The organism is Hydrotalea sp. GW822-HT8A01, from assembly GCF_058798575.1.
Map to the genome: position 1 here is coordinate 2,485,954 of NZ_CM179506.1, position 23,449 is coordinate 2,509,402.

A 23,449-nucleotide genomic window follows, 5' to 3' on the forward strand; every position below is an offset into this window, starting at 1 on the left:
TGAAACAGGCATTACAAATTTTAAACATTGTTAGGAATAAAAAACCCAAGTTGGGAAAGATTGAGCACGCTTTTTTAGGATTTGAATTGGTATTCGGCAAAAAATCCATTGATTATCATTACAATACACTACGAGGTAAATGAGCGCCTTTGACGTAAACGGTCGGTTCTGAATTGTCTGAAACCGGTGTTTGCTCTTCAACCTGATCCGTTGTTTTGCCTTCAGACTCCGGCTTTATAGATAACTGTATTTTTCTATCCACTGCGGCCAGTTCTGTTTTCAATTCTGCCAGTGCATTTTCTTTTTTCCAAGCACCGTTGACTACTTCCTGAAGCACGGGCAGGTCTTTCTGCAATCCGGCAATTTTCTTTTGTTCCTGCTCTACAATACCCGGTATTTTTTCAAGCGCATTGAGGAAGTTTAACGATGCAGTTTTCGCATCGGTCGCCATCCGGCCATTGTTATAGGTGTATTTGATACCGCCTTCACCTTGAACAAAGAAACGATTGTCCCTTTCGAGGGTTGTACTGTCATTTTCTGAAACCTCTGTTTTCACCAGTAATGTAAAGCCATACAACGAGCCGATTTCCTCATACTGCCCGCCTGTACGGGCTTTTTCCGAAAGCTGGTTGAGTTTTGCGCCTATCTGCTTAATATCAGCATTGGGCGGTAAACCTGTTAACTGTACCGGGTTGAGTATATCACCATCTTTGTTTTTCTCTATCCGTTTTTGCAGGTTTTCCCAATCAAGTGTCATCCGATCCAATCGTGCTTGTGTACTTTCCAATGTGGCCGTAATATCTTCCAGCTTATATTTGGAAGAAAACTTGGCGCGATTGAATGCCTGCCGCTCACTTTCCAGACCGGCGATCTGCTTTTCCAACTTGGCTTTTTCCAGCAGATCTGTATTGCCCGAAAGTATGGCTACATATTCCGAGAAATTCATACCCGTTTTTTCATCCATTGCGCCTTCATCAATGGTACGTTTGCCCAGACTGTTGGTTTTTAGCTGGTCGATAAATACCTGCTTATTGTACAGGGTATTGAATTTATAGCTGTCCAGCGATTTTTCTACCGCATAAATGAAAATATCTACTTTGTTGTCGGCAAAGAACTTCGCAATTTCATTACCCTTACGGATCGCCCTGCCATCCCGCTGTGCAAGATCGCTTGGCCTCCAGGGAATATCCAGGTGGTGAACAGCTACGGCACGCTTTTGCGCATTAACCCCCGTACCGAGCATTTCGGTGGAACCGAACAGTACCCTGATCTTTCCTTCATTAACTGCCTGTATAAGTTCCTTGCGCTGCTTTTCATTTTTCGCTTCCTGTATAAATCGTATTTCGTGTGCAGGGATGCCGTGGTCCTGCACCAGCTTACGCTTAATTTCGGAATAGACATTCCACTCACCGGGCTTATAGGTGCCGAGGTCGGAGAAAACGAACTGTGTTCCTTTTTGTGCATGGAACCGGTTATAATATTTGGCAATATTAGCCGCACAATGCGATGCCTTGTTATCAGGATGGTCGCCATACTTTCGGCTGATCATCCGCATATCCAGCGACATCTTTCGCGCGTAGTCCGTTGCGATCAGCATTTTTGCTTTTTCTTCGCTTTCGCTTAACGGAGGTCTGCCCAACAGTTCTGCATTACCGGTTTTGGCAAACTCCATCAGTTTTTTGATAAAGACCTCCTGATCCGGCGTAGGCGGTATGTGGTATAATACCTCGTTCTTTTCGGGCCGGTCAATACCAATATCCTTTGCCGTACGGTAATCCGTTATTTCTGAATAGAACTGCGCCAGCTCCGGCACTTTGATAAAAAAGCGAAAACGTTCTTTTGATACGATATTATTGGCGACCGAAAACTCGTAATCCGTCGTTTTTCGGGCGTAAATGGCTGCCCAGGCATCAAAACAGGAAATGCCCTGTTTTTCCATTGCCTGCGGGCGCAGGTATTTAAACAGCAGGTACAGCTCTGTAAGCGAATTGCTGATGGTGGTTCCCGAAAGAAAGGTAGCACCAAGATCTTTGCCGGTGCGCTCCTGTATGGTACGGATGGCAAACAGCAGGTTCATAGCCTTCTGGCTGCCGGCCATATTGCCCAACCCGGCCACACGCTCATGCCTGGTATTAAACATGAGGTTTTTAAAACGGTGGCTTTCGTCCACAAATACATGGTCAATGCCCATCATTTTGAAGTCCACTACATCATCCTTGCGGTTTTCGATGTCGTGCTCCAATGTTTTGAGCTTCACCTCCAGGTTTTGTTTACGCAGCACAACACCCTTCAGCATTGCCCGCGAAACCTCCTTGCCCTGTGCCTTCAGTGCATCGAGGTTTTCCTCTACGCTATCCAGTTCCGCTTGTAGTATCTCTTTTTGTAATTCGGGTGATTGGGGTATCATACCAAATTGATCATGGGTTAATATGATACAGTCCCAATCATTGTTTTTGATATCACCGAAGATGCGCAGCCGCTTTTGCGGTGTAAAATCTTCCTTGCCGGGATATAATATTTTGGCATGGGGATAAGCTTTTCGGTAGGTTTCAGCGATCTCGTGCACATTGGCTTTTAAGCCGATGATCATCGGCTTATGGGCCAAGCCCAGCCGCTTCATTTCCTGTGCAGCCGTACACATGATAAGCGTTTTACCGGCACCTACTTCGTGGTCGCAGATGGCTCCGCCGTTGAGCTTGATCATCCATACAGCATCCTTCTGGCTGGGATAAAGGTCTTCGATGCCGAGCGCCCTACGATCCAGCCCCGGAAAATTCTGGTGGCTGCCGTTATATTGCGGACGGACGAAACAGTTAAAGGTATCATTGTACCTGTCGGTAAGGCGTTGTTTGAACTCATCGTTCTGCGCATGGAGCCAATCCGTAAATGCTTTGCGCATCTCGTCGATCTTGGTATTCGCCATTTGAATGGCTTCCATGTCCCGCACCTTTACTTCCCTGTCACCTATTGTCTCTTTTCTGGTGATATCAGGCGTGGTATTGACCAGTGCATGTTTAAATAAAGCAATGCCATCATAGGTACGGCTTTGTGATTTGATGGCATATTTTTCTGTGATGTGAATGTTCCTGCTATCACAATGGATAGAAAAATCATCCGTGTTTTCGGTATAGTGAATGCGTACCTCGGTATCGAACAGGTGTGATGCAAAGCGGTTATAGATGCCGGTAGGTATCCAGCGTTCACCGAGGTTAAAATCCAGCTCTTCAAATTCAATGCGGCGGGGCCTGGCCTCTTCAAGTGCTTTAAGGCTTTCGGCAACTTCTTTATCATCCGGTTGGCTGGAAAGGTATTCCCGCACTTTTCCTGCTTTCTCAACCACATTGCCCGATACCCATTTTTCAGCGATCTCGTATTCCTTCTCCAGTGGGTTGTAAAAGATCCGGCCATGCAGGGCATTCTTCAGGTCTTCTTTGGACATCCCGCTGATCCCCGCCATATAGTTGATATGAACAGCCCCGTATTTGTTAAGCGATGCAGTTAATGCTTCATCGGGATTGTCGGTAGCAAGCGTTGCGGTGGAGAAACTGACAGGCCGGTGGAATATATCTGCTTTATGTACCACACCGCCTACCACACGCTCCAGGTACGGCATTTCTTTTCCTGCGCTATCGGTTTTAATCACCTTGATATTATCGGCGCTGTTCAGGTTGCCGTACCTTTTCACAAAAGCATCATAGAGGTTATTCAGTGTTTCCCTTTCAGCCTTATGTTCGGCCCGAAGCGTCGCTTCATTGTTATAAAGATGCTGATAAGCATCCCTTAGCTGTATATAGGCTTCTGTTCTTGCTTTTTGAAGTGGGGTCAACGGTAAAGGATGGAAAATTGCGGAGCCTTTAGACGTATTAATATTTCTTAGATAGCCTACATAGCCATTTTCCGTTGCAAGGCAGTCATCCTTATGGAATGCCTGCACTTCGCCGTTATACGGAGCCGGATCGGTAGTTGCTTTTGATTCGGTAACCTGCTCAACTGGTTTTGTTTTTTCCAGCTCGCCGTCATTATTTACATTGATAGCGGAAAAAAGATCTCCCTGTCCGGCGGGAATGCCGTTCGCCTTTGGTGATGACGCGGCTGTATGATTGGACGGTTTTGCCGCCCGCACAGGAATGTTATCAAACAGCCCCGGTTGCCTTCTTTGTACAGTCCTTTTAACCGTAATTTTCCTTTTTGTGGTTGTGACAGGAGCAGCTACAACGCTGACCTGCGGCGCACCGCCAAAAAGATCGAACAGGCTTAATTGTACCTGCTCCTGTGGCGCTGCATCATTGGCTGTAATTATCGTATTTCCCTGTAGCTGATCTGATGCACGGTTGCCTGTCGCAGATGAATGAACAGGTGTATCAGGCGCTTGCATTCTTTGGGTAACAATGCCAGTAGCTGGCGGTTGAGGTGCTGGTGCCATTCCTGGCTGCACAACGGGCTTATCGGGTAAAATTCCTTTGTAGAGATTCAGGTCCAGATGATTCCTGAAATCTTCGCTCAGAATTTCCTTTGCATCCTTTGCAATACCACTAACGCCTCCGTTATGGACAAACATGGTATAAGGTTTACCATACAGATCGGTTGATTCGATGATCTCATTGAAAACAACACGGTCAGTGTACAATACCAGCGCATTGGTGTGGGTATTGTTCTTTGTTTCCAACGAGCGGCAAAAATCCTTTTCCATTTCAGACAATACCTGCTTGCCTGTGTTTTTCTGAAGAACGATGAGATCGCTGCCTACTTCGGTTCCCGCATGATCGGTAAAGAGGTTGTTGGGCAGCCTTACTACCGAAATGAGGTTATGCTCCCTCATCAGCGCTTCCCGGATAGGCTGGTTGGCAGGGCTATCCAATACACCTTGCGAGGTAATGAAAGCCAGGATGCCACCATTCCGGAGCGCATCGGTTCCCTTTAGGAAAAAGTAGTTGTGAATGCTGCGGGCAGCCTGAACCCTTGCCGGATCTTTTCCCTTCGAATACGAAAGGTCAAAAACTGAACTGGTGCCAAAAGGAATATTGCTGGCAACTACATCGTAATGGTTCAGTTCGCTTTCAGGCAGCTCTTCAAACCCCTTAATTCGGATTTCCCTGTCCGGATAGAGTTGCTCCAGCATCTTACCTGTAAGCAGATCTTTCTCATAAGCCGTAACATGGACGATTCCTTTATTAGCAAAGGGATCGACAAATGCACCAACGCCCGCAGACGGTTCGAGAAAATTGCGGATTTCTATACCGTTTTCTGTCAGTACATCTGAAAGTGTATGGATGATTTCCGGTGGGGTATAAAAGGCGGACAGTACCGAGCCTCGCATACTGTCCACATACCGCTTGTATTGTTTTTCATCACCGGCATTTTCTTTGAGCACCCGGTGCAGCTCCCTTGTCATTTCAAACAGTCCCCGGTCATATTCCGCCCATTGCTTTATATCTGTGGGGTTTTCTACGGGATTCAACACGAATTTGAGACCGCCAAATCCGCTATATTGCTTCATTAGCAGCCGTTCTCCCTGGGTAGCGTTGCGTTTCTCCTTTTCCAGTTTAAAAGCTATTTGCAGGGCATCAATATTCCATTGGAGATGTTGACGCTTACTGAAGGCCATTTTCCTCGATCCAGATTGCTATGGTTCCCGTTATTTCCGTGTAGAGCAGGCCGTATGCTTCGCTGTAAGCAAAATCATCCGTCAGTTCGTAGTTTGCGAACAGCGAACTGCATACAGGTAACATCTTTAAGGCAAAAGGGCGTAGTTCTTCATCCGCCATAATCGTATCGAACTCATTACACACCACCTGGAATATGGTGTCAAACCGGGAGAAGTGCAGTCCTTCAAATAATATGTAATCAGCAATATGGTCGCATTGCTCAATCGCATTTCCCGACCGGAAGGCACCCTCGTAGGCATTGGCTGCCCAACTGGAGCGTTGCTTAATGAATTTCTGGTCGTGTGCCTTTTCGGGAAAGCTGGTGTACAGTAACTCCTGAAGCCTGAGTGTAAAATAGGAGAGATCTTTTTGCGGTGTATCCATACAGATTTTATTTTGAATTTTATGATGGGCTAAAATATAATGGAAACAATGCCCTACACCTAAAGCAGTAGCCATTGGCGTTGGGTGGCAGTTTTTGGCTTATTGATTGGATATTTCCTGAAGTTTAATTTCTATTTTTACAAAGCAGACGGCTAAAGTAAAAGCCCGGTCTTAATGCAAACCAAACAATGAGAATATATAATGTAGAATTATTAGTTTCCGGTCCTGTAACTATTAGGAGAACAATAGATTTCAGAACAGACAAGGAATTGGACCTCGGAAATATCTTCCAAAGCGATATTTCCATACGACCTCACAAAAATGGTTTTCTGATCTCGTCCACCGTTTATACTGCTGATCAGGATCGTGCCTATAAAGTAGCGCTTCTTTTTATAGGCAAGATGCTTGATATTTTAGCTTTAAGAACTAACTCGGCACTAAATGTTAGTTTGAATGAATACCATCAAGTGAATGACAGAAATCCGGTAAGAGCAATTGTTGAAAGGCAAGAATTTATGTTTTGTTTCAGACTTGCAAGAGATTTGAATCTTAATGAAAACAAGCTGTTGAGAGCATTTAGCTGGTACAGAAAAGGGCTATATACTGAAGATCCATTTGATAAATTTCTTGCATTCTGGAATGCGATAAGTGTCATAGCAGACGGATATTGTAACGACAATGAACGGACCAGGCAGGGGATTATAAATAAGATATGGGATTGCTTCATTACTCTATGGGGTGAATGTATTGATTGGGAATACGTAAACGGTAATGAAAGATGGATTAACGATAATAATGACATACGAAACAAAATTGCACACGGCGGCGTAACAGTGGATGTACAATATGTTGAGAACGTGATTGCCCAATTGTCGATCGTCCAAAATGTTGCTTTTAAATTTTTGAAACAATGGGCTGAAAAGTTGGGCAGCGATGTCACAGAGCAATTCGTGTAATCAAATGTTGTTAGCGCTCAGGAAAGTTAGCATTCTACTGACTTCTGTATTCATCTTTGAGAAGGCAAACCATTTCTTGCCCAAGTCTTTTAAGGACGCCCCGATATGATAAAGTTCTGTTCCGTCAATTAGGAGGAACCGGTCATGTGCAAGCGTAAATATCTGAACGTCGATCTGTGGATATTGGCTGTTGTATCTGTGCACATCAAGTTGCAATTGACTGGATATGTTCTTTGTATAAATGGTGGCAGTTACAAACTGCATACGCTTCCCGAGCAATGTAAGCACCGTGTCATCAACGAAATTATCTATGAGAATAATTGATCTTTCGGCACTGCGTATAATATCCGAAACAAATGCGTAAGCATCAAATATCTGTCCGTTATAAAAGATGCCCTTTTCGCTATGGAGCTTACCGCTTTCCAGTGCTCTGAAAATTTCTTCAAATTTTCCGTCGGCTTCGAGTTGTTTGAGTTCAATTTTATCCAATCTTGAAAACAGCGCAGCATTGCCTATCAGCATCTTTCGCATTTCAACAAACGCATTCATAATCTCTATACTAACCTTTACGGCCACTTCGCTGCGCAATACGGCAGATAACATCGCAATGCCCTGTTCTGTAAATACATGAGGTAAATATCGCCGCCCGCCCCGTCCGGCGTTTGAGGTTCCAATTTGGAACCTCAAAGTTTCGCTTTCCGCTTCGGTCAACTGAAAGCAAAACGTCTCCGGAAATCGTTCCATATTCCTTTTTACGGCTTTGTTCAATATTTTGGTTTCTACCCGGTACAGGGAGGCCAGGTCCTTATCAAACATGACCTGTTTGCCTCGTACTGAATAAATTAAATTTTCAATTTCCTTCCGGGTTATGATGGTGTTTTCTGTCATTACTTTTTTTGTGAAGTATTTTCAAATTCAAAAGAGGATTCTCCATTATCCTTTATAACGATATAAGCGTTGAACTTTTTGCCCGACTTGCTTTTCATTCCTTTGATAAGAGACGTTTTACCTTCCTTCACCAGTTTCTCAATCTCCGCCGTCGTAAGGGTTACCCCGCAAATGGTACGGAACTGTATCCAATTACAGGTTTCATCGGGACACTTTACTACTTTATCCCTGATAAGCAGGGCATGGCTTTTACATTTCGGGCAGGCGAGTTCCGGCTGTTTTTCTTTTGCAATATTCATGTTCAGAAGTTCCTTTGTTATTGCCGTTGCATAAACTTCCATTTCGTTAAGGAAAGTCGCCGCATCAGCCTCGTTGTTCTCAATTTTTTGCAGGGCCATTTCCCATTCTGCGGTCATGGCAACGTCGGCAATTTTTTTATCCTTTACTGTGTGGTACACCTGTAACCCCTTGTCAGTAGGGAACAGCGACTTTTTTTCACGCTGGATGTAATCTCTTTTAAAAAGAGTTTCGATAATAGCAGCTCTTGTTGCCGGTGTGCCAATACCAATACCCTGTAAGACCTTGCGTTCGGCATCATTTTCTATTTCCCTTCCGGCGGTTTCCATAGCAGACAATAACCCGGCTTCCGTATAGAGCACCGGCGGTTTGGTTTTCTTTTCAAGTACCTGGGCTTCTTTGATCTTCAGTTTGTCACCGGCCTTTAGTTCCGGCAGTTCCTGTACCGGCTCACCATCCTCCTCCGTAAAATTTCCCCTGATGGCACGCCATCCCGGTTCCAGGATCTTACATCCTTTAAGCGAAAAGTCATAGTGCAGTGCCAGCAAGCTGATTTCGGTAATTTCTTTAGAGCAGGCATGTGAAACTGACTCCAGTAAACGCAGGGCGATCATATCATAGATCGCATCTTCCTTTCCCGTCAATCCCAGCGGGATTTTCTCCGTAATCAAAAGTCCGTGATGATCGGTAACCTTCACATCGTTGACAATACGTTTCGTAAACCGTCCCCATTTCACCTTTGAAACGGCTTCTTTGCAGGAAGGTTTCTCCTCCAGCGCCCTGATTAGTCCCGGAATTTCGGCCCATATATCTTCCGGTATATGTTTGCTTCCAGTGCGGGGATAAGTAATGAATTTGTTTTCATACAAGCTTTGGGCAATATTTAAGGTTTGTTCGGCAGAAAGCCCCAGCTTTTTATTGGCTTCTTTCTGCAAACCGGTAAGATCGAACAGCAAGGGGGGCTGTTCGGAAACGTTTTTCTTATCAACCCCCGTTACCGTTGCCGATCCGTTTCGCTGGATGGATTTAAGCGTATCATCGGCGAGTTTGCGTTCATCCCATTTGGTTTTGGAAAGGCTTTTGAAATCCATGAACTCCTTGCGGTGCTCCAATTGAATCTGCCAGTATTTCTGAATGGTAAAGCTCTTGTTTTCCAGATAGCGTTTACAGATAAGGGCCAGCGTGGGTGTCTGTACCCGGCCCAGCGAATACACGCCACTGCCAGCGGCAATACTCAATGCCTGCGATGCATTGATGCCCACTAACCAGTCGGCACGGCTCCGGCCTTGCCCGGCCTCGTAAAGACCATCAAAATCACTTCCGGGTTTGAGTTTGTCGAAGCCCTGCCTGATGGCTTTTTCCGTAAGTGAGCTGATCCATAAACGCTCGAAAGGTTTGCTGCACTTCAGATATTGATAAATATACCTGAAGATGAGTTCCCCTTCACGGCCCGCATCAGTAGCCACGATAATGCTTTCCGAGCGGCCAATAACCTGTTCAATGACTTTTAATTGCTTTACAGCTCCGCCATCGGCGACATACGATCTGTCCTTTTTTATTTTTCGTACCGTTAATAAAAAGGGAGCCGGAATTATGGGCAGGGATTCTCTTTGAAACCCCAACAACCCATAATCTTCCGGCATCGCCAATCCCACCAGATGGCCCAACGCCCAGGTTACCAGGTAACCGTTACCTGCCAGGTATCCATCTTTTTTTTCTGTTGCGCCTAACAAGGCTGCAATCTCGCGGGCTACACTTGGTTTTTCTGCAATTACTGCTTTCATAATACAGTCGTTTTAGTGATTACCTTTTTCTACCCCTGGACTTTTCCGGAGCTTTGGTAGCATCCTGCTGTTGCTGCTGCTTTTTGTCCTTAGGCTGTTGCTGGCCGGTTTTCAAAGGCTCTTTGATATTCTTGGTAGCTTCATTGGTCTTTCCATCGGAGTTAACAGCTACCTGCGTTTTGTTTTCTTCTTTGGGCTGGATTTTCTCCTTTAGCTTATCAGGATTGTTGAAAGAAAATCCTGTTTTTCCTGTCTCTTTATCAAAAGTGATATAGCCCTGGTATTTCTGTCCCTTTTTGTCAATCAGCCCGTCCACATAAACCGTTTGACCTTCTTTGAACTTATCGTATTGCTGGTCGGTAAGTTCTTTTCCTCTGAATGTCCGGGGTGCTTCCTGCAATTGCCCCTGCTGCTGTTCTGCTTGCTGGTTTTGCCCGCGGTTAACATTCCGGTCAAAAAGAAACTCTACAAAACGCTTGTCGGCATTGAACTGTACCGGTGCATTGAACGGTTCCCCTTTTTTTGAAATCATTCCTTCAAGGTAAAGTGGTTTGCCTTCCATCAGGGCCTGCTTCTGCTGTTCGTTCAGTTTTATGCCTTTCATCTCATCCGGTATTTTCATCCAGTCCTGGCGCAATGCGATCACTTCGTTTGTCAACCTGTCAATGCTGATTACGGACGGCATTTTTTCGCCGGTTTTAGGATTGGTCAAATCAACCACACGACCCATGTTTCCTGTTTTTAGCAAATTCTCTTTGTCCTCTTTGCTAAATTCGTGTCCAAAGAAGGGGAAGTTTAAATTTGGTTCCCTGCGAATGCCATGAATAGCAACTACTACATCGCCGCTTTCATTGGTCTGAAGTGCGAGCCTGGCATCCATACGCGTAATGGCCGTACCGAGGTTAAGGCTTACGGGAACCAGTTCATTGGTCTTGAATCCCCGTAATAGCGGGTCGAGCAGGTTCTTCTTTTCAAGATACTCTTTGCTCAGTCCGAGGTTGTTCATTGTTTCCCAATCGATCTGTTCCGGTTTGTAGCGGTATTCGCTGGTTACCGGTGTTGCTTGTGCTGTTTCCATATCTTTTTTGTTTTCTTGTTTATTTTCTTGTTGCTGATCCTGTGGCTCCTTTACTGCAAGTTTTGCCATTACTGCTTCGCCCTCTTTGGTAGGCTGGTCTACCTGCTGCTGCATCTTTTGAGCCGCGTCAATGGCTTCAGCAGCGGGAATTTTAAAGAAGGAGAAACGTGTCGGGTCTTTAAGCTGCCTCCAGAAATTGGAAAAGAAATTGGAGAATATGTCCCCGCTCTTATCAACCCGCATAAACTGGCTCTGGTTTTTCTTATCCGGGTCCACGGTCTCCAGCTCTCCGTTTTTGTTGATACCTGTAACAGCCTGGATTTTCTTTTTTTCTTTATCCAGCACCAACAGAATGTCCGATAGCTGTTCGGGATATTGTGGCGTTGTCGTAGTCTGTTCACTCATGATCCTGATTATTTAAGATTGTAATAGTCCGAAAGTAGGAGAAGCATTGAAGCGTATGTTGTAGTTGGCTTTCCGTGGCACTATTTGTCACTTATTGTCCTTTGTTCTTTGCAGCGGAGCATTAAAATTATCCCGGACAAACTGATGCACATCGGACAACTTATAGTAAAGTTTGCCACTGATCGTGTAATAGGCTAATTTCCCCGAAGAGCGATAGCGCTGCAAGGAGCGTTGGCTTATCTTCAGCATTTGCAAAAGATCCTGGTTGTCGAGCAGCTCTTCACCGTCTATACTATTTCGGTCTTTGTGTATATTATTAATATGGTCGTTAAGAATGTCGAAACGATCCATGATGCGTTCCATCCACGCGATAAATTCCATTCTGTCAATATTCATACGGATACGTTTATTATGTTCATGATTTGTCTTGCCTCAATCATCGTTTTGCCTGGTGCCTGTATTACACGCACTCATTGGCTACGATTTTGTCTATACATCATTCAAACATCACAGGACAAAATTGAACAGTTTGGCACTCGTTGTCTGCCAAGTCATGCCAATTGAAAAGGCGGATTTTTTATTTTTTTTGCAATCCGGTTAAACCGTTGTTGTAGAGGTATTTCCTTGCTTTGGAGGCACTTTTAGTCTATTATAACCCTGACTTTGCCAATTGGCATATATGGGCAAAATGATGGGCATAAAAAAAGCAGCACGGATAACGTACTGCTTCTGTTTAGGGATAGCTATATTCCTATAAATTCTTATCCATGTATTCTTCCAGTGATTGTTTGAGCTGATCTAAAAATGCTGTCTTTGAGCCGGAACGGGTTTTCATCCGGTGGAAAGCATGATGCAGATCTCCGAGTGGAATACGGAACAGTATCTGGAACATGAGGCTTATTTTTCGGATACCGATTTTGCCATGTGAAATGGCCCCGGAAGCATATAGGGCGTAAATCAATTCGATCAATGCATTTTTTGATTCTGTCCAGAATACATCCTTCGTTGATTCTGGCTTTTGCATGACCATATCGGGATTTTCATCGGGATTGATCTTAGAAAGCAGATAAGTATAAAGCAATTCGTTTGCGATAATTCTTGCTATTTTATAGTCGTAGAAGGTTGAAAATGCTGGATCAATTTCAAAAACTATGCTGTTAAGGCCATCATGGTAATTTATATGGCCCCGCTTAAAATAAGTATCGTCCCGATCTGTACGACCCGAACGATAATAACGGTAAAAATCCGTATTGCAAATGTGCTCAATATATTCCCGCTTTAAATGGGCTAACTGTGTAGAGAAATAACTGTAGTACATTTTTCCATTGCTTACGGGACAGGTAGTTTCTATGCGAAATACCTTGTTATAATAAATCAATTTTCCCAATATCTGGGGTTTCACTGTCCGGAAGAAATGGGTTTCCTCTGCTTCGTCCTTAAAACCTTCTTTAATGACAAACTCTTTTACGGAAAAAAGTAGTTCCTGGAGATACAAGGTCATCTCATAAGCCTCATCGATTAACCTTTTATTTTGTAAGGAAACCTTGTCCTCTTTATTGTGAATTTCCAGGATAATGGTTTGTAGAGAGTATTTCATAGCTTATAATTTTTGTAGGATTAGCAAACTTTATAGTTGAAACTTTCCTAATTAAATCACAAAAATTATAATTATAAACGAAAATATTCCCCAAGTAGAACCCAACTTGGGGAATTATATATCTATTGCCTTATCGGAAAGCCCCAATCCGGCTAAGCGTAATAATCATGGAGTATTCGGGGTAAAGGTCTAGGATCAGTTGAGTATATGCGGTAATCTTCAATATCCCCCTTGACTTATATCAGGTTATGGAAGGAGTATTATAGACACAGGGCAATTGGGTTACCATAGGTAAACAGAAAAAACGGTCTGTTGCTGCCATTGATACAGCCTGTTTATCTACAACTCGGTAAAAATATGGTGAGGGATCACGTAGGATAAGAAATGGAAGGTTAGATTATTAAATAAAATGGAAATTAGATTATGATCTGACTAAGATCCAATCTAATTTCCAATTTCAGCTTACTTTTTTTCTTTAGTATCATGGTGCTCTTTTTCATCATGATGTTCAGTCTCCGGATGATGCTCTTTTTCTTTATGATGCTCCGGCTCATTGGCATGTTCCGGTCCCTCATGATGTTCCTTGTGTGGATGGTGTTCCTGATGTTCGTGGTGTTCAGGATGCTTGTGTGATTCCTTTTTTTGTTCTTCGTTGTTCATAACATTTTAAGTTTAAAGTGAATACTATATGCTTACATTCTATGAATATTATAATGGAGACAAATACAATGCCACTAAGTTCCTAACAATGCGGCTTGGTAACAGCCTACTTTTGCTTTTCCACGCTTTTTTTGTGCCCTTCACCTGAAACATGAAGGTAATAATGCCTCACCTGTGCTATAATTGCAAGAATAAGTATTGCACTCACTATTATGATGAATATTATCCTGAGAACAGCATACCATTTTTTTTTAGGTCGCCGCTTAGGTGTCAACTTCCTGTTGATGCTATAGATCGGAGCAACCGGTTTTTTATTATTCGCTTTTTTGTTCTTTCTCATTTTAGCTGAATTGTTAGTCCTCCAATATGTATGTTTAAACCCCACACACCTGTGAAATCAACAAAAGAACAGCCCAATAATCTCATTTGATCCTGCAACTAATGAATATTTCTCAAAGATGCTGAAGGATAAAATCGACCCTTTGATCAGGAGGTAGTACGGGAACCTGGATGACCGGACACGGGAAACGGCTATAGACCTCAATAATCAAATTATGTATCCTAATCTGCTCTTGTTCATCCTCCAGTCTTGCATAATCATTGATTAACGGAAGACGGTCCAGTACAAACACTTTCTGATAACAAAATTTCTTGCACATCACAATAAGCCTATCGTCATATTTCAGTCCAAGAAATTCGTAATAGGCCATAGCATCGGGAAGTGCTCTATCCAAAAAAGCGACTTTGTTCACGTCCAGTGTTGATTCCTCCCTGATCTGAAGATTCAGTATTTCCAACTGGAATTGCTCCCTGTTACTCCTTATTTCTTCAACTGTTCTACCTTCAACTTTTTGGGTATCGATATAGTGTCTTGCCTGTTCTGCAATCGTCACATATCCCCGTTTTGCCAGCAGTTCCACCACGGTAGTTTTTCCAGTGCATGGCCCTCCTGTAATTACATACCAGTTTGTTTTTATTTCTTTATGGTTGATGACATCCATTTTTTGTACTATTTTGATGGTTCGCAGAGCATACGGCACTCATTAACGATTGACCTGATCTTCGCAGCAGATAGTCCCGACTTCTCTAATATTTCGCTACGTTGCAACAGGGACTTACAGAGAATAACATCATTTGCCAATAAGAATTTTTTGTCTCTTTCAGTTAAGGTAACCAGGCAGGTAACCGGATAAAGACCGGCGCGATCTATAAGATCTTTAAAGCCTTTGCCCCTTGGAAAATCCCACCCAAGCAATTGCATTTGCATGCAGTTGCCATATTGTATCGCATCCTCGGAAAAGCGTCCGTTTGTCACTATCCAGCTTTGATGAAACTGGGGGCCGTGACAACCACTATCCTGCCATTTTTTTTCCGCATCAAGAAATCTTGATTGAATATAGAGTGGTATTTTGACATCGCTTACAAAGCCCTGGCGGTTATGGAACTTGCATTCCACCATGACATGGTGTTCCACTTTTGTAGCGATAACATCTATTTCATGCTTTACACAATGTCCCGGAACAATCACTCCTGTTTGGGTGCTGTATCCCATTGATTCCAAAATGGCTGCTGTAAGTTTTTCAAACGGGAAACCTGTAGGGCCGAGCGCCATCACCGCTTTTTTCAGGTTATAACGGGCGGAGACAGACTTTGACATTTTTTTCAGCCATTTGAAAGCAGTCCTGTAAATATCCTGCGTAGCCATTCCATCTTTGAGGATGTCCTGCACTTTTTGCAGCACAACCTCAATCTGTTCGGAAGTCGCTCCCGACCTGGACAATGATTGTCTCAATTTGTTACTGTCAAAAACCGCACGTTCGCCTGATGCTTTCGTAATGTATATTTCATTGATGGTATTTTGCATAACTATTTCCATTTTTATCTAAAGAGGTGTATCCCTTCTAAGGACTTACTTAACACGTTTTTCATTACCGAAAACTTCTTACCCATAATTGTAGGCTAAAACTTCATTCGTTGTATCCTTATGGCATTCAATATTGCAATCAGGGATACGCCCACATCAGCAAAAACAGCCTCCCACATAGTAGCCAGACCTCCAGCCCCTAAAATCAAAACGATACCTTTTACCACAAAGGCAAGGGTAATATTCTGCCAAACGATCTTTTTTGTTTTCTTGCCGATATTGATGGCTATTGGGATTTTGGATGGTCTGTCATCCTGGATGACAACATCTGCTGTTTCTATGGTCGCATCGCTCCCAAGTCCGCCCATTGCGATACCGACATCACTTAGTGCAACTACAGGGGCGTCGTTTACCCCGTCACCCACAAAGGCTACCGTTTCGTTCTTAGCTTTGATTTCCTTTACCCGGTTGACCTTATCTTCCGGCAACAGATCACCGAACGCATTGTCGATCCCCAGTTTATCGGCTACAAATTTCACGACCGAAGTTTTATCACCACTTAACATGGTCACCTTCACATTGAGCTTGTGAAGCAGGTCAATGGTCTGCTGCGAGTCTTCCTTGATACTATCGGCAATGGTAATATAGCCTACAAATTTTCCATCGCTGGCCACTGCGATAGTCGTATAGACTATGGTTGATGGATCAACATCGTAACTGATACCGAACTTATCCATCAATTTAAAATTTCCAACCAAAAGTTCCTTGCCATTTATTGTCGCTTTCAAACCATGTCCTGCTATCTCTTCCGTATTTTCGAGCTTAATAGAGCTGTCAATATCTCCCACGTATTCGTGTATAGCGGTTGCTACAGGGTGCGTACTCAGGCTCTCTATCGCATTAACAAGTTTCAATGTTTCATCCTTATTAAATTCGGGCTTGAACACTACTTCCTGTACCTTAAAAACTCCTTCAGTCATTGTACCGGTCTTATCCATTACGACATTTTGTATCGCAGCCATTGTATCCAGGAAGTTGCTTCCTTTAAAGAGAATACCATTGCGGCTGGCAGCTCCAATACCACCAAAATATCCCAGTGGAATGGAAATGACCAATGCACAAGGACAGGAAATCACAAGGAATATCAAAGCCCTGTACAGCCAGTCATTGAATACATAATTGTCTACAAAGAAGTAAGGAACAAGACATATTCCTATTGCCAGAACGACCACGATAGGGGTGTACACTTTCGCAAACTTCCTGATAAAAAGCTCCGTCGGGGCTTTTTGGGAGGTGGCGTTCTGTACCAGCTCCAGTATTTTACTAAGTTTACTATCTGTATAAGCGGTAGTTACCTTAACACGGGCTACTGTATTGAGATTGATCATTCCGGCAAGCACCGTTTCTCCCTTGTTCTTGGTATCCGGCTTACTTTCACCCGTGAGCGCTGCTGTATTAAAGGATGCATTGTCGGTAAGGAGTTCACCGTCAAGCCCAAGTTTTTCTCCGGGTTTTAGCTGAATAATATCCCCGATCTGGGCTTCTTCCGCTTTGATGGTCTTGGCACGGTCATCTACAAGGATAGTTACCTCGTCGGGCCGCTGGTCGAGCAATGCCTTGATGTTTCTTTGTGCCCTGGATACGGCAAGGGTTTGGAACACTTCGCCAACTGCATAGAACAGCATTACTGCTACTCCTTCGGGGTATTCTTTGATAAAAAACGCACCGATAGTTGCAATGCTCATCAGCAAAAACTCCGAAAATACCTCACCTTTTGAAATACTTTTGATGGCGTCTTTAATTACAGGAAATCCCACAATTGCGTAGGCTATCAGATACCAAATAAACCTGACAGTCCCCTTAAACCATTCCTGAGGTATCCAGTTATCGAATGCTATGGCAGCGAGCAAAAGTAACAGGGAAATGATGGAAGGAAGGAACATTTTAAATGGACTTTCACTTACATTACCGTGGTCATGACCAGCATCATCGCTATGGCCATGATCGTGTCCGTCATTTTTATGATGTTCCTCTTTTACAAGGTCTTTTGCGCCTGCCTTGGTATATACTTTTTCCGTTTGGGTGCAACAGATCTGCCTGCCCTGCGCGTCATATTGATGTTTGTGCTCCATGATTTCTATTTTAAAAGATTTTTTAATATTCTGTCTGTAAAAAATTGCTTTGTAATCTGATTACCTTCTTTCAACACATCATCAATTGAAGGAGCTTTGTTGCCCAAATACTTCTTCGCCTGAAGTATTGCGTCCTTTTCATTTTTGATGCCTTTGGTTTCCATGATAGCCTCTGCCAACGCCAGTAGTCCGAAGCCCCGGTCTTTGAGTAGTCCCAATTGCTCAATCATCCAGCTAAGAGCGAAAAAACTATATTGGGAAAGCAATAGCGGGTGCAGTTTTTTATCCTCCACCGGGGGTAACCTATTGTAAGGCGAGTTTAATACGGAACCTGTAAGGTAGTTCCCTAAGGCCAGTTTTTCCTGTTCAATCTCTACGAGCTTTATGCAACCCTGTAAAACTTGTGCGTATATACTCAACCAGCGCAATTTTCTGCGCAACTCGTGGATACCCGATTCTACATCGGTAAAAGCAACTTTGCCTTCTTTTGCGAAATCCACTATCTCTTCAATTTCCGACCTATAGAATTTCCGGAGACGTTTGTGCTGTTCATCTTTATTTTTCCAGCCTGTTTTTTTAAGATCATTGTTAATCCTTTCTAATTGCTTTCCGTTTAACCAGCCCTCGCTCTTGAGTATTTTGTTAAGCTTGCTTACGGTTTTTTCCTCTTTACGGGAAAAATAAGACTTAACATCCCCCGGTATTTTCTCATTGCTAAAAAACAGTTTGCCGTAAGCATCAAAGTAATCTATACTACCTAACGTATCTTCCAGTAGCTTGAATTTTTCCTGCATCTTATCAAATTTCTTCCTGTTAGGCCCGGTGGAGCTATATATCCTGGCCAGTGCCTCCAGTTGAAACAACGGTGTCCTGAAATCGTTCTCAAAGAGATACACAGCAGGGTCTTCGGTAGTTTTTGCCCTCTCCAGGAGGACGGATATCGTATTTAGATGGATATCAAATTGGATATTGTTTTGATTCATTGTTGCTTTTCTTTATCGTTAAATAATTTGTCAACAAATTTTCTATAAGGAGCAGATTTGTTGATACTAAAAATCAAGAGAATGATGAGCGTTGATGAGACAGCTATTACAAACATATTAAGGGCGATGGCTACTCCGATCGCGGAAGTCGCCCACAATCCGGCGGCTGTAGTGAGTCCTTTCGGCATATTTCTTTCATCCCGGAAAATAATACCTGCCCCAATAAATCCTAAGCCCGTGGCAACCGCTGACAAGACTCTTGAAATTGCCGATTTATCTTCAGACAAGTGCGCGGCGACAGATACGAACAGACATGAGGCAACACAAATGCAGGCGAAAGTACGGATGCCTGTGTTTTGTTGTTCTCTTTCGCGCTCCACGCCAACAATACCTCCCAGCAGAACTGCCAGTAACAATTTAGCCGAAAGTAAAAGTTCAAATTGAATATCCATTTCGCTTATGGTTAATGATTAATAATGATAACCTTACATTTCATAATAAGAGTCGTTTTGAGGCTTCACTGGAATATCTTTTTCCCCGATCATTTCTAATATGTTGATCTCTATTGTTTGTGCCAAAGAAGTCATCGGTGTATCAACAGGAGTATTCTCGAAAGGGTCCTGCATGATGATGGCCGTTTTTTCGATGGCAATAAAAAGTGTTGGGATAAGGATGGTCATTACGATTTCGACAGCAAGCTGCGAATCCTCCAACCCGAACGGTAAAATAGCTGCGAAAACATAGATTAATGTATGTACCAAAAGGCTATATGATCTTGGGAAAACGGTATTCTTAATTCGTTCACACTTACCCATACTATCGCATAACCTTGCAAGTGTTTCATTTAACTGTACCTGTTGAATATCCGTAATTGCTCCCGCGGCAGCTAACTGCTTGATAGTCTCGGAATGTTTATTGAGTAAAACGTTTGGTATGTTTGCAGCATTTATCTGGTGAATATTTAAGTACGCCTGAACAGAAGGGGAAAATTCCTGCCTGCGCAATGACTCTCCCAAAGCATAGGTCCAGACGATTTGCCTGCCAGCAAATTCTTTGATTTCGTACTTGAGGTCATCAGGAATAAACTGTATGAACTGTCTCACTAAGCTTCGTGAATCATTTACGATAGCACCCCAAACTGTTCTGGCTTCCCACCATCGTTCATAGGATTGTGCCGTTCTAAAAGCAAGCAAAAGGGAAACCGCAGTTCCTACCAGAGCAGGAACACTTAGAGGCAATGAAGTTTTTTTAAATGTCGGATGCATATCCAACAATCCGATAGATATCGCAAAAACACAGATCAAAACCATCTGTGTTTTGATTTCATTGACAAAGTACCATATTGATATTTTACGATTTAATAACATAAAAATATTGTGATTTTATATTGTCATTTTTACCGCAGGCATCATTTCCAACGCCCGGATTTTTTTATAAATCTTATCGTGAGGTAATAGGTGCCAATGACTAAAAAACATACTACAGCATACTTTATTCTGGTCGCCTGATCTCTGCCGATTAGGTCGGGATACTTATACAGTAATATAAATGCTATGCCCAAAAGCCAGACAAACTGTGTCCCATACTCTTTGATCAGCCATCTTCTCCAGTTAAATTTCATTGAGGAAAACGTATCCCCGATACCTTTAAGACTGGGAACCCATCGATTCACTTTCTTGGTGTAGTCTATAAAACCCTGACCAAACTTTTTCCTGAGATAGTCTTCTTCAGCAAGGACAATACACTGATATATACCAACAAACAACGGCATTATTACAAGTGTAAACAACAATGAATTAGCCATTATTCCGGCTCCCCATAACATGAGTATGTTTCCTATATAAAGGGGGTTTCTTACATGGCTGAAAATTCCGGTAGTGACCAATTCGTCTGCGTACACTTTTCTATTTTGCCCGCCTCTTATTATATACGCTAACCCTATGGTGCCGCCCCTAATGAGCTGGCCGGAAATGGTTATTATTAAGCCAAAAACAATGGGATAAAAATAATATTTGTCACCCCATCTTTCCGCTCCAAACAACTCCATCGATGGGGCAAATAGTAGTAAGTACAGAAATATGAAAATTACATTTCTGTACCTAAAGAAGAAATTTCCTAATTGTATTATCATTTTTTTGCTATTATTCCTGTGAAATTATACCAGCGAAAAAACACCTCGACTTGTTTAAAGCCCGCGTTTTTCAGCATATTGATATTTTCGCTTGTCTTGTAAGGTATCAACACGTTTTCAAGCGCTTCCCGCTTCTGTGAAATCTCAAGCTCACTGTATTCGTTTCTTCTTTTGAAGTCATAGTAGTAGTTGATGTACTCCCTGTTAAATGAAGCTTCTTCCGTGAGGATCTTTTCGACAATGATAAATACTCCGTTTTCGGTAAGTCCATCATATATCTTTTTGACAATTTCCAGTCTATTAATAGGTCGAACAAATTGAAGAACCAGTACCATCGTTACAACTGAAGCATCCTGTACAGGTACATCCTTTGTAATATCAACCATATTGAGTTCTATTTCTCTGTTAAGCGATAGACTATTCAATTTTTCCCTGCATTTGACAATCATCTCTTCGGAATCATCTATTCCTACAAGGTTTACATTTTCAGGAACCAGTTTAGATATTTGTATTAAGGTGGTTCCTGTGGAGCAGCCTATATCATACACTTTTGTCTTTGGCTGTACATGGTTTTTTGCCAATTCACTTACCATTCGCTGCATCTCCCCATAGAAGGGTACCGACCGACTAACCATGTCATCAAAAACCAATGCAACTTTTTTATCAAATGCGAAATCAAAGGCGGTATCAACTTTTTTCTTAAATACATCATCCGATAAGTTGTTAGTATTTTCGTCTTTCATTTTAATTTTTTTTCTTGTTCACCAATTCAACATTAACGTCCTTAAATCTGCTCAGGACAGACTTTCCATACTCGGTGCAATAGTTGTGAGCCATAAGTAGCGACGTGTTTACTTTCTGCCATTCTTCTTCCGAATATATCTTGTCAAGAAACACTTCAAACTCTTTCCTGATGGCTTTTGCATAATGAGGATATGAGGTTTTAGTAAAATGGAAAAGGTCAGCGTCGCACAATACTTTTTCAACCATAGTCCTTGGACGCTGTGGAAATTTCGTTGCTTCTATACAAGCCAATACTGATAAAATAAAATCAGTATTGGCACCACATTTTTCCAGATAACTCTTTGCTATCTTTTTACTTTCTTCTTCATGACCGGTATAAGCATAAGCGTATCCGCAGTCGTGAAACCAGGCAGCAACGATAAGTATCTCCATCTCTGATTTATCCAAATCGCTGTTTTGCCCGATCTCCCAAGCTGCGTTAACTACTTCACTGGTATGAGCCAGGTTATGAAACACAAGGTCAGATGAGAGTTTTTGCTTTAGAAAAAGCAAAACGTAATTTTCTACAGACTCTATCAATTGATTCATAACCTCATCATTTTAGGATTAATGATCGTCATGCCCTCCAGCATTGCTCAGTTTGGCATTAATGAAGAAGGCTCCCTTTGTAACTATTTTTGCGTCTTTTGGAATATTAGTTACAGGAGTGATTACCGTATATCCCAATTCGGAAACGCCTTTCGCTACTTCGATCTTTTCAAAGTTCATTTTAGGTTCGCTTTGTTGGTTCTCGGCAACATGATCGTGTTTTTCGCCTTCTTTGTGTTCATCACCTCCTTCTTCATGACCGGCTTCAGGTTCTTTGTCTGTGTGAACGAAAATGTAGAATTTACCTTCCGCCTCAACAATGGCCTCATTTGGCACCGTAGGTGCCATAACATTTTCTACACTCACCATTCCTGTGATGTTCATGCCATCAATCAGTCCGGTTTTATTACCTACCACTGTACAGTGCACAGCTACCGTTTTGCTTTCGTTTTCAAATGATGAACCTATATTGAATACTTTTGCATTATATGTTACCTGGGGGTTATTGGTGATGGTGAAATTCACCGTTTGTCCCACTTTCATGTAGGGGAGATCCTTTTCAAATACCTGAAGGTCAAGATGGAGCAAACTGTTGTCTACAATTTCAACAACGGGGGATGACACATCTACATAACTACCGATCTTGGCAAACTCATTACTTATTGTACCACTGACAGGACTTGTAACTACCAATGCAGCTCTTAGATTATCCCGGTTGATACTTGTCGGATTAATACCCATTAACTGTATCTGCTTTTGCAATGAAGCCTTACGAGCCAATAATGCATTGATATCGGCTGTAGCACTTTGAAGGTTCTTCAAAGCCCCGGCGTTGCCTTGATTAAGCTCTTTCTGACGATTTAATTCCTGCTGCGCCAGGGTAATCTTGCTATCGATGGTAATATATTCTTCCTGCAACTGAACAAACTGCGGATTTTCGATGGTGGCAATAACTTGGCCCTTATGGACAAAATCACCCAACTGAACACGAAGACTTTTAACAACACCTCCATAAAGCGAAGTAGCATTTGCCTTTTTATTATTGGGAACCCTAAGCGCACCATTCGCTTTAATAGAAGCAGTGAGATTTTTATTTTCGATATTTCCAAGAGTTATTCCAACCGCCTTGATCTGTTCCTGGGTAAGTGATGCAATGGTTGTGGACTCTTCCTCTCCATGCCCTTCTTCGCCTTTGGCCTCTGCCTTTTTTGCTTCGGCAGTACTACCTTCTCCGGTCTTTTCCTTTCCACCACAGCTATATAAAGAAGATACAAGTATAACTGCAACTAATATTTTTCCTATGATTTTCATTT

The 23,449-nt window shown here is 42.7% G+C and carries 19 protein-coding genes; 1 reads left to right on the forward strand and 18 read right to left on the reverse strand.

Features of this window, described 5'->3' with window-relative positions; translation table 11 throughout:
* Nucleotides 1-118: 118 nt before the first annotated feature.
* A complete protein-coding gene (locus AC3QLY_RS11065) occupies nt 119-5,605 on the reverse strand; it encodes a helicase-like domain-containing protein (protein ID WP_326991509.1) in 5,487 nt (1,828 codons plus the stop codon).
* Complete coding sequence (locus AC3QLY_RS11070) at nt 5,592-6,029, reverse strand: DUF1896 domain-containing protein (protein ID WP_298939042.1); 438 nt, start codon at nt 6,027-6,029, stop codon at nt 5,592-5,594. The genes AC3QLY_RS11065 and AC3QLY_RS11070 overlap by 14 nt, the downstream gene beginning before the upstream one ends.
* A 188-nt stretch (nt 6,030-6,217) precedes the next feature.
* On the opposite strand from AC3QLY_RS11070, the gene AC3QLY_RS11075 reads away from it, so the two are divergent.
* Nucleotides 6,218-6,985, forward strand: a complete 768-nt coding sequence (locus AC3QLY_RS11075; RefSeq protein WP_298939043.1) for a methylamine utilization protein MauJ — start codon at nt 6,218-6,220, stop codon at nt 6,983-6,985.
* On the opposite strand, the gene AC3QLY_RS11080 is transcribed toward AC3QLY_RS11075, so the two are convergent.
* The 16 genes from AC3QLY_RS11080 to AC3QLY_RS11155 form a co-directional block, all read right to left on the reverse strand.
* Complete coding sequence (locus AC3QLY_RS11080; RefSeq protein WP_298939044.1) at nt 6,986-7,873, reverse strand: ORF6N domain-containing protein; 888 nt, start codon at nt 7,871-7,873, stop codon at nt 6,986-6,988. It lies immediately after the preceding gene.
* On the reverse strand, nt 7,873-9,954 hold the full coding sequence (locus AC3QLY_RS11085; RefSeq protein WP_298939045.1) for a type IA DNA topoisomerase: 2,082 nt from the start codon (nt 9,952-9,954) through the stop codon (nt 7,873-7,875). Before AC3QLY_RS11085 ends, AC3QLY_RS11080 begins: the two co-directional genes overlap by 1 nt.
* Nucleotides 9,955-9,973: 19 nt before the next feature.
* Nucleotides 9,974-11,437: a DUF3945 domain-containing protein gene (locus tag AC3QLY_RS11090; protein ID WP_298939046.1), complete on the reverse strand. Its 1,464-nt coding sequence runs from the start codon at nt 11,435-11,437 to the stop codon at nt 9,974-9,976.
* Between the two features lie 87 nt (nt 11,438-11,524).
* Nucleotides 11,525-11,833 carry a helix-turn-helix domain-containing protein gene (locus tag AC3QLY_RS11095; RefSeq protein WP_298939047.1) on the reverse strand — a complete coding sequence of 103 codons (309 nt, stop codon included), beginning with the start codon at nt 11,831-11,833 and terminating at the stop codon, nt 11,525-11,527.
* Between the two features lie 355 nt (nt 11,834-12,188).
* Entirely contained in the window at nt 12,189-13,034 is an 846-nt protein-coding gene (locus tag AC3QLY_RS11100; RefSeq protein WP_298939048.1) for an RteC domain-containing protein, read from the reverse strand.
* Between the two features lie 462 nt (nt 13,035-13,496).
* Complete coding sequence (locus AC3QLY_RS11105) at nt 13,497-13,694, reverse strand: hypothetical protein (protein ID WP_298939049.1); 198 nt, start codon at nt 13,692-13,694, stop codon at nt 13,497-13,499.
* Between the two features lie 452 nt (nt 13,695-14,146).
* Complete coding sequence (locus tag AC3QLY_RS11110; RefSeq protein ID WP_298939051.1) at nt 14,147-14,695, reverse strand: AAA family ATPase; 549 nt, start codon at nt 14,693-14,695, stop codon at nt 14,147-14,149.
* Between the two features lie 8 nt (nt 14,696-14,703).
* Nucleotides 14,704-15,558 carry a restriction endonuclease gene (locus AC3QLY_RS11115; protein WP_298939052.1) on the reverse strand — a complete coding sequence of 285 codons (855 nt, stop codon included), beginning with the start codon at nt 15,556-15,558 and terminating at the stop codon, nt 14,704-14,706.
* Nucleotides 15,559-15,653: 95 nt separating this feature from the next.
* Nucleotides 15,654-17,690, reverse strand: a complete 2,037-nt coding sequence (locus AC3QLY_RS11120) for a heavy metal translocating P-type ATPase (protein WP_298939053.1) — start codon at nt 17,688-17,690, stop codon at nt 15,654-15,656.
* Between the two features lie 5 nt (nt 17,691-17,695).
* Nucleotides 17,696-18,673: a hypothetical protein gene (locus AC3QLY_RS11125; protein ID WP_298939054.1), complete on the reverse strand. Its 978-nt coding sequence runs from the start codon at nt 18,671-18,673 to the stop codon at nt 17,696-17,698.
* The gene (locus AC3QLY_RS11130) at nt 18,670-19,125 is read right to left on the reverse strand and encodes an MgtC/SapB family protein (protein ID WP_298939055.1); all 456 of its coding nucleotides are present in this window, start codon (nt 19,123-19,125) and stop codon (nt 18,670-18,672) included. The genes AC3QLY_RS11125 and AC3QLY_RS11130 overlap by 4 nt, the downstream gene beginning before the upstream one ends.
* Nucleotides 19,126-19,158: 33 nt before the next feature.
* Nucleotides 19,159-20,040 carry a bestrophin family protein gene (locus tag AC3QLY_RS11135; RefSeq protein ID WP_298939056.1) on the reverse strand — a complete coding sequence of 294 codons (882 nt, stop codon included), beginning with the start codon at nt 20,038-20,040 and terminating at the stop codon, nt 19,159-19,161.
* Nucleotides 20,041-20,081: 41 nt separating this feature from the next.
* Nucleotides 20,082-20,804, reverse strand: coding sequence for a methyltransferase family protein (locus tag AC3QLY_RS11140; protein ID WP_298939057.1), 723 nt, complete (start codon nt 20,802-20,804; stop codon nt 20,082-20,084).
* A complete protein-coding gene (cmoA, locus tag AC3QLY_RS11145; protein WP_298939058.1) occupies nt 20,801-21,547 on the reverse strand; it encodes a carboxy-S-adenosyl-L-methionine synthase CmoA in 747 nt (248 codons plus the stop codon). Before cmoA ends, AC3QLY_RS11140 begins: the two co-directional genes overlap by 4 nt.
* Nucleotide 21,548: 1 nt before the next feature.
* Entirely contained in the window at nt 21,549-22,136 is a 588-nt protein-coding gene (locus AC3QLY_RS11150) for an HD domain-containing protein (protein WP_298939059.1), read from the reverse strand.
* Nucleotides 22,137-22,154: 18 nt separating this feature from the next.
* Nucleotides 22,155-23,447, reverse strand: coding sequence for an efflux RND transporter periplasmic adaptor subunit (locus AC3QLY_RS11155; RefSeq protein ID WP_298939060.1), 1,293 nt, complete (start codon nt 23,445-23,447; stop codon nt 22,155-22,157).
* Nucleotides 23,448-23,449: the final 2 nt, after the last annotated feature.

Excerpts from the sequence above, each read along its gene's own strand:
- AC3QLY_RS11120 (WP_298939053.1), bottom strand. The coding sequence starts at position 17,690 with ATGGAGCACAAACATCAATATGACGCGCAGGGCAGGCAGATCTGTTGC.
- AC3QLY_RS11065 (WP_326991509.1), bottom strand. The coding sequence starts at position 5,605 with ATGGCCTTCAGTAAGCGTCAACATCTCCAATGGAATATTGATGCCCTG.
- AC3QLY_RS11135 (WP_298939056.1), bottom strand. The coding sequence starts at position 20,040 with ATGTTATTAAATCGTAAAATATCAATATGGTACTTTGTCAATGAAATC.
- AC3QLY_RS11100 (WP_298939048.1), bottom strand. The coding sequence starts at position 13,034 with ATGAAATACTCTCTACAAACCATTATCCTGGAAATTCACAATAAAGAG.
- AC3QLY_RS11105 (WP_298939049.1), bottom strand. The coding sequence starts at position 13,694 with ATGAACAACGAAGAACAAAAAAAGGAATCACACAAGCATCCTGAACAC.
- AC3QLY_RS11080 (WP_298939044.1), bottom strand. The coding sequence starts at position 7,873 with ATGACAGAAAACACCATCATAACCCGGAAGGAAATTGAAAATTTAATT.
- cmoA (WP_298939058.1), bottom strand. The coding sequence starts at position 21,547 with ATGAAAGACGAAAATACTAACAACTTATCGGATGATGTATTTAAGAAA.
- AC3QLY_RS11090 (WP_298939046.1), bottom strand. The coding sequence starts at position 11,437 with ATGAGTGAACAGACTACGACAACGCCACAATATCCCGAACAGCTATCG.
- AC3QLY_RS11075 (WP_298939043.1), top strand. The coding sequence starts at position 6,218 with ATGAGAATATATAATGTAGAATTATTAGTTTCCGGTCCTGTAACTATT.
- AC3QLY_RS11110 (WP_298939051.1), bottom strand. The coding sequence starts at position 14,695 with ATGGATGTCATCAACCATAAAGAAATAAAAACAAACTGGTATGTAATT.
- AC3QLY_RS11130 (WP_298939055.1), bottom strand. The coding sequence starts at position 19,125 with ATGGATATTCAATTTGAACTTTTACTTTCGGCTAAATTGTTACTGGCA.
- AC3QLY_RS11070 (WP_298939042.1), bottom strand. The coding sequence starts at position 6,029 with ATGGATACACCGCAAAAAGATCTCTCCTATTTTACACTCAGGCTTCAG.
- AC3QLY_RS11085 (WP_298939045.1), bottom strand. The coding sequence starts at position 9,954 with ATGAAAGCAGTAATTGCAGAAAAACCAAGTGTAGCCCGCGAGATTGCA.
- AC3QLY_RS11150 (WP_298939059.1), bottom strand. The coding sequence starts at position 22,136 with ATGAATCAATTGATAGAGTCTGTAGAAAATTACGTTTTGCTTTTTCTA.
- AC3QLY_RS11095 (WP_298939047.1), bottom strand. The coding sequence starts at position 11,833 with ATGAATATTGACAGAATGGAATTTATCGCGTGGATGGAACGCATCATG.
- AC3QLY_RS11155 (WP_298939060.1), bottom strand. The coding sequence starts at position 23,447 with ATGAAAATCATAGGAAAAATATTAGTTGCAGTTATACTTGTATCTTCT.
- AC3QLY_RS11140 (WP_298939057.1), bottom strand. The coding sequence starts at position 20,804 with ATGATAATACAATTAGGAAATTTCTTCTTTAGGTACAGAAATGTAATT.
- AC3QLY_RS11125 (WP_298939054.1), bottom strand. The coding sequence starts at position 18,673 with ATGAATCAAAACAATATCCAATTTGATATCCATCTAAATACGATATCC.
- AC3QLY_RS11115 (WP_298939052.1), bottom strand. The coding sequence starts at position 15,558 with ATGCAAAATACCATCAATGAAATATACATTACGAAAGCATCAGGCGAA.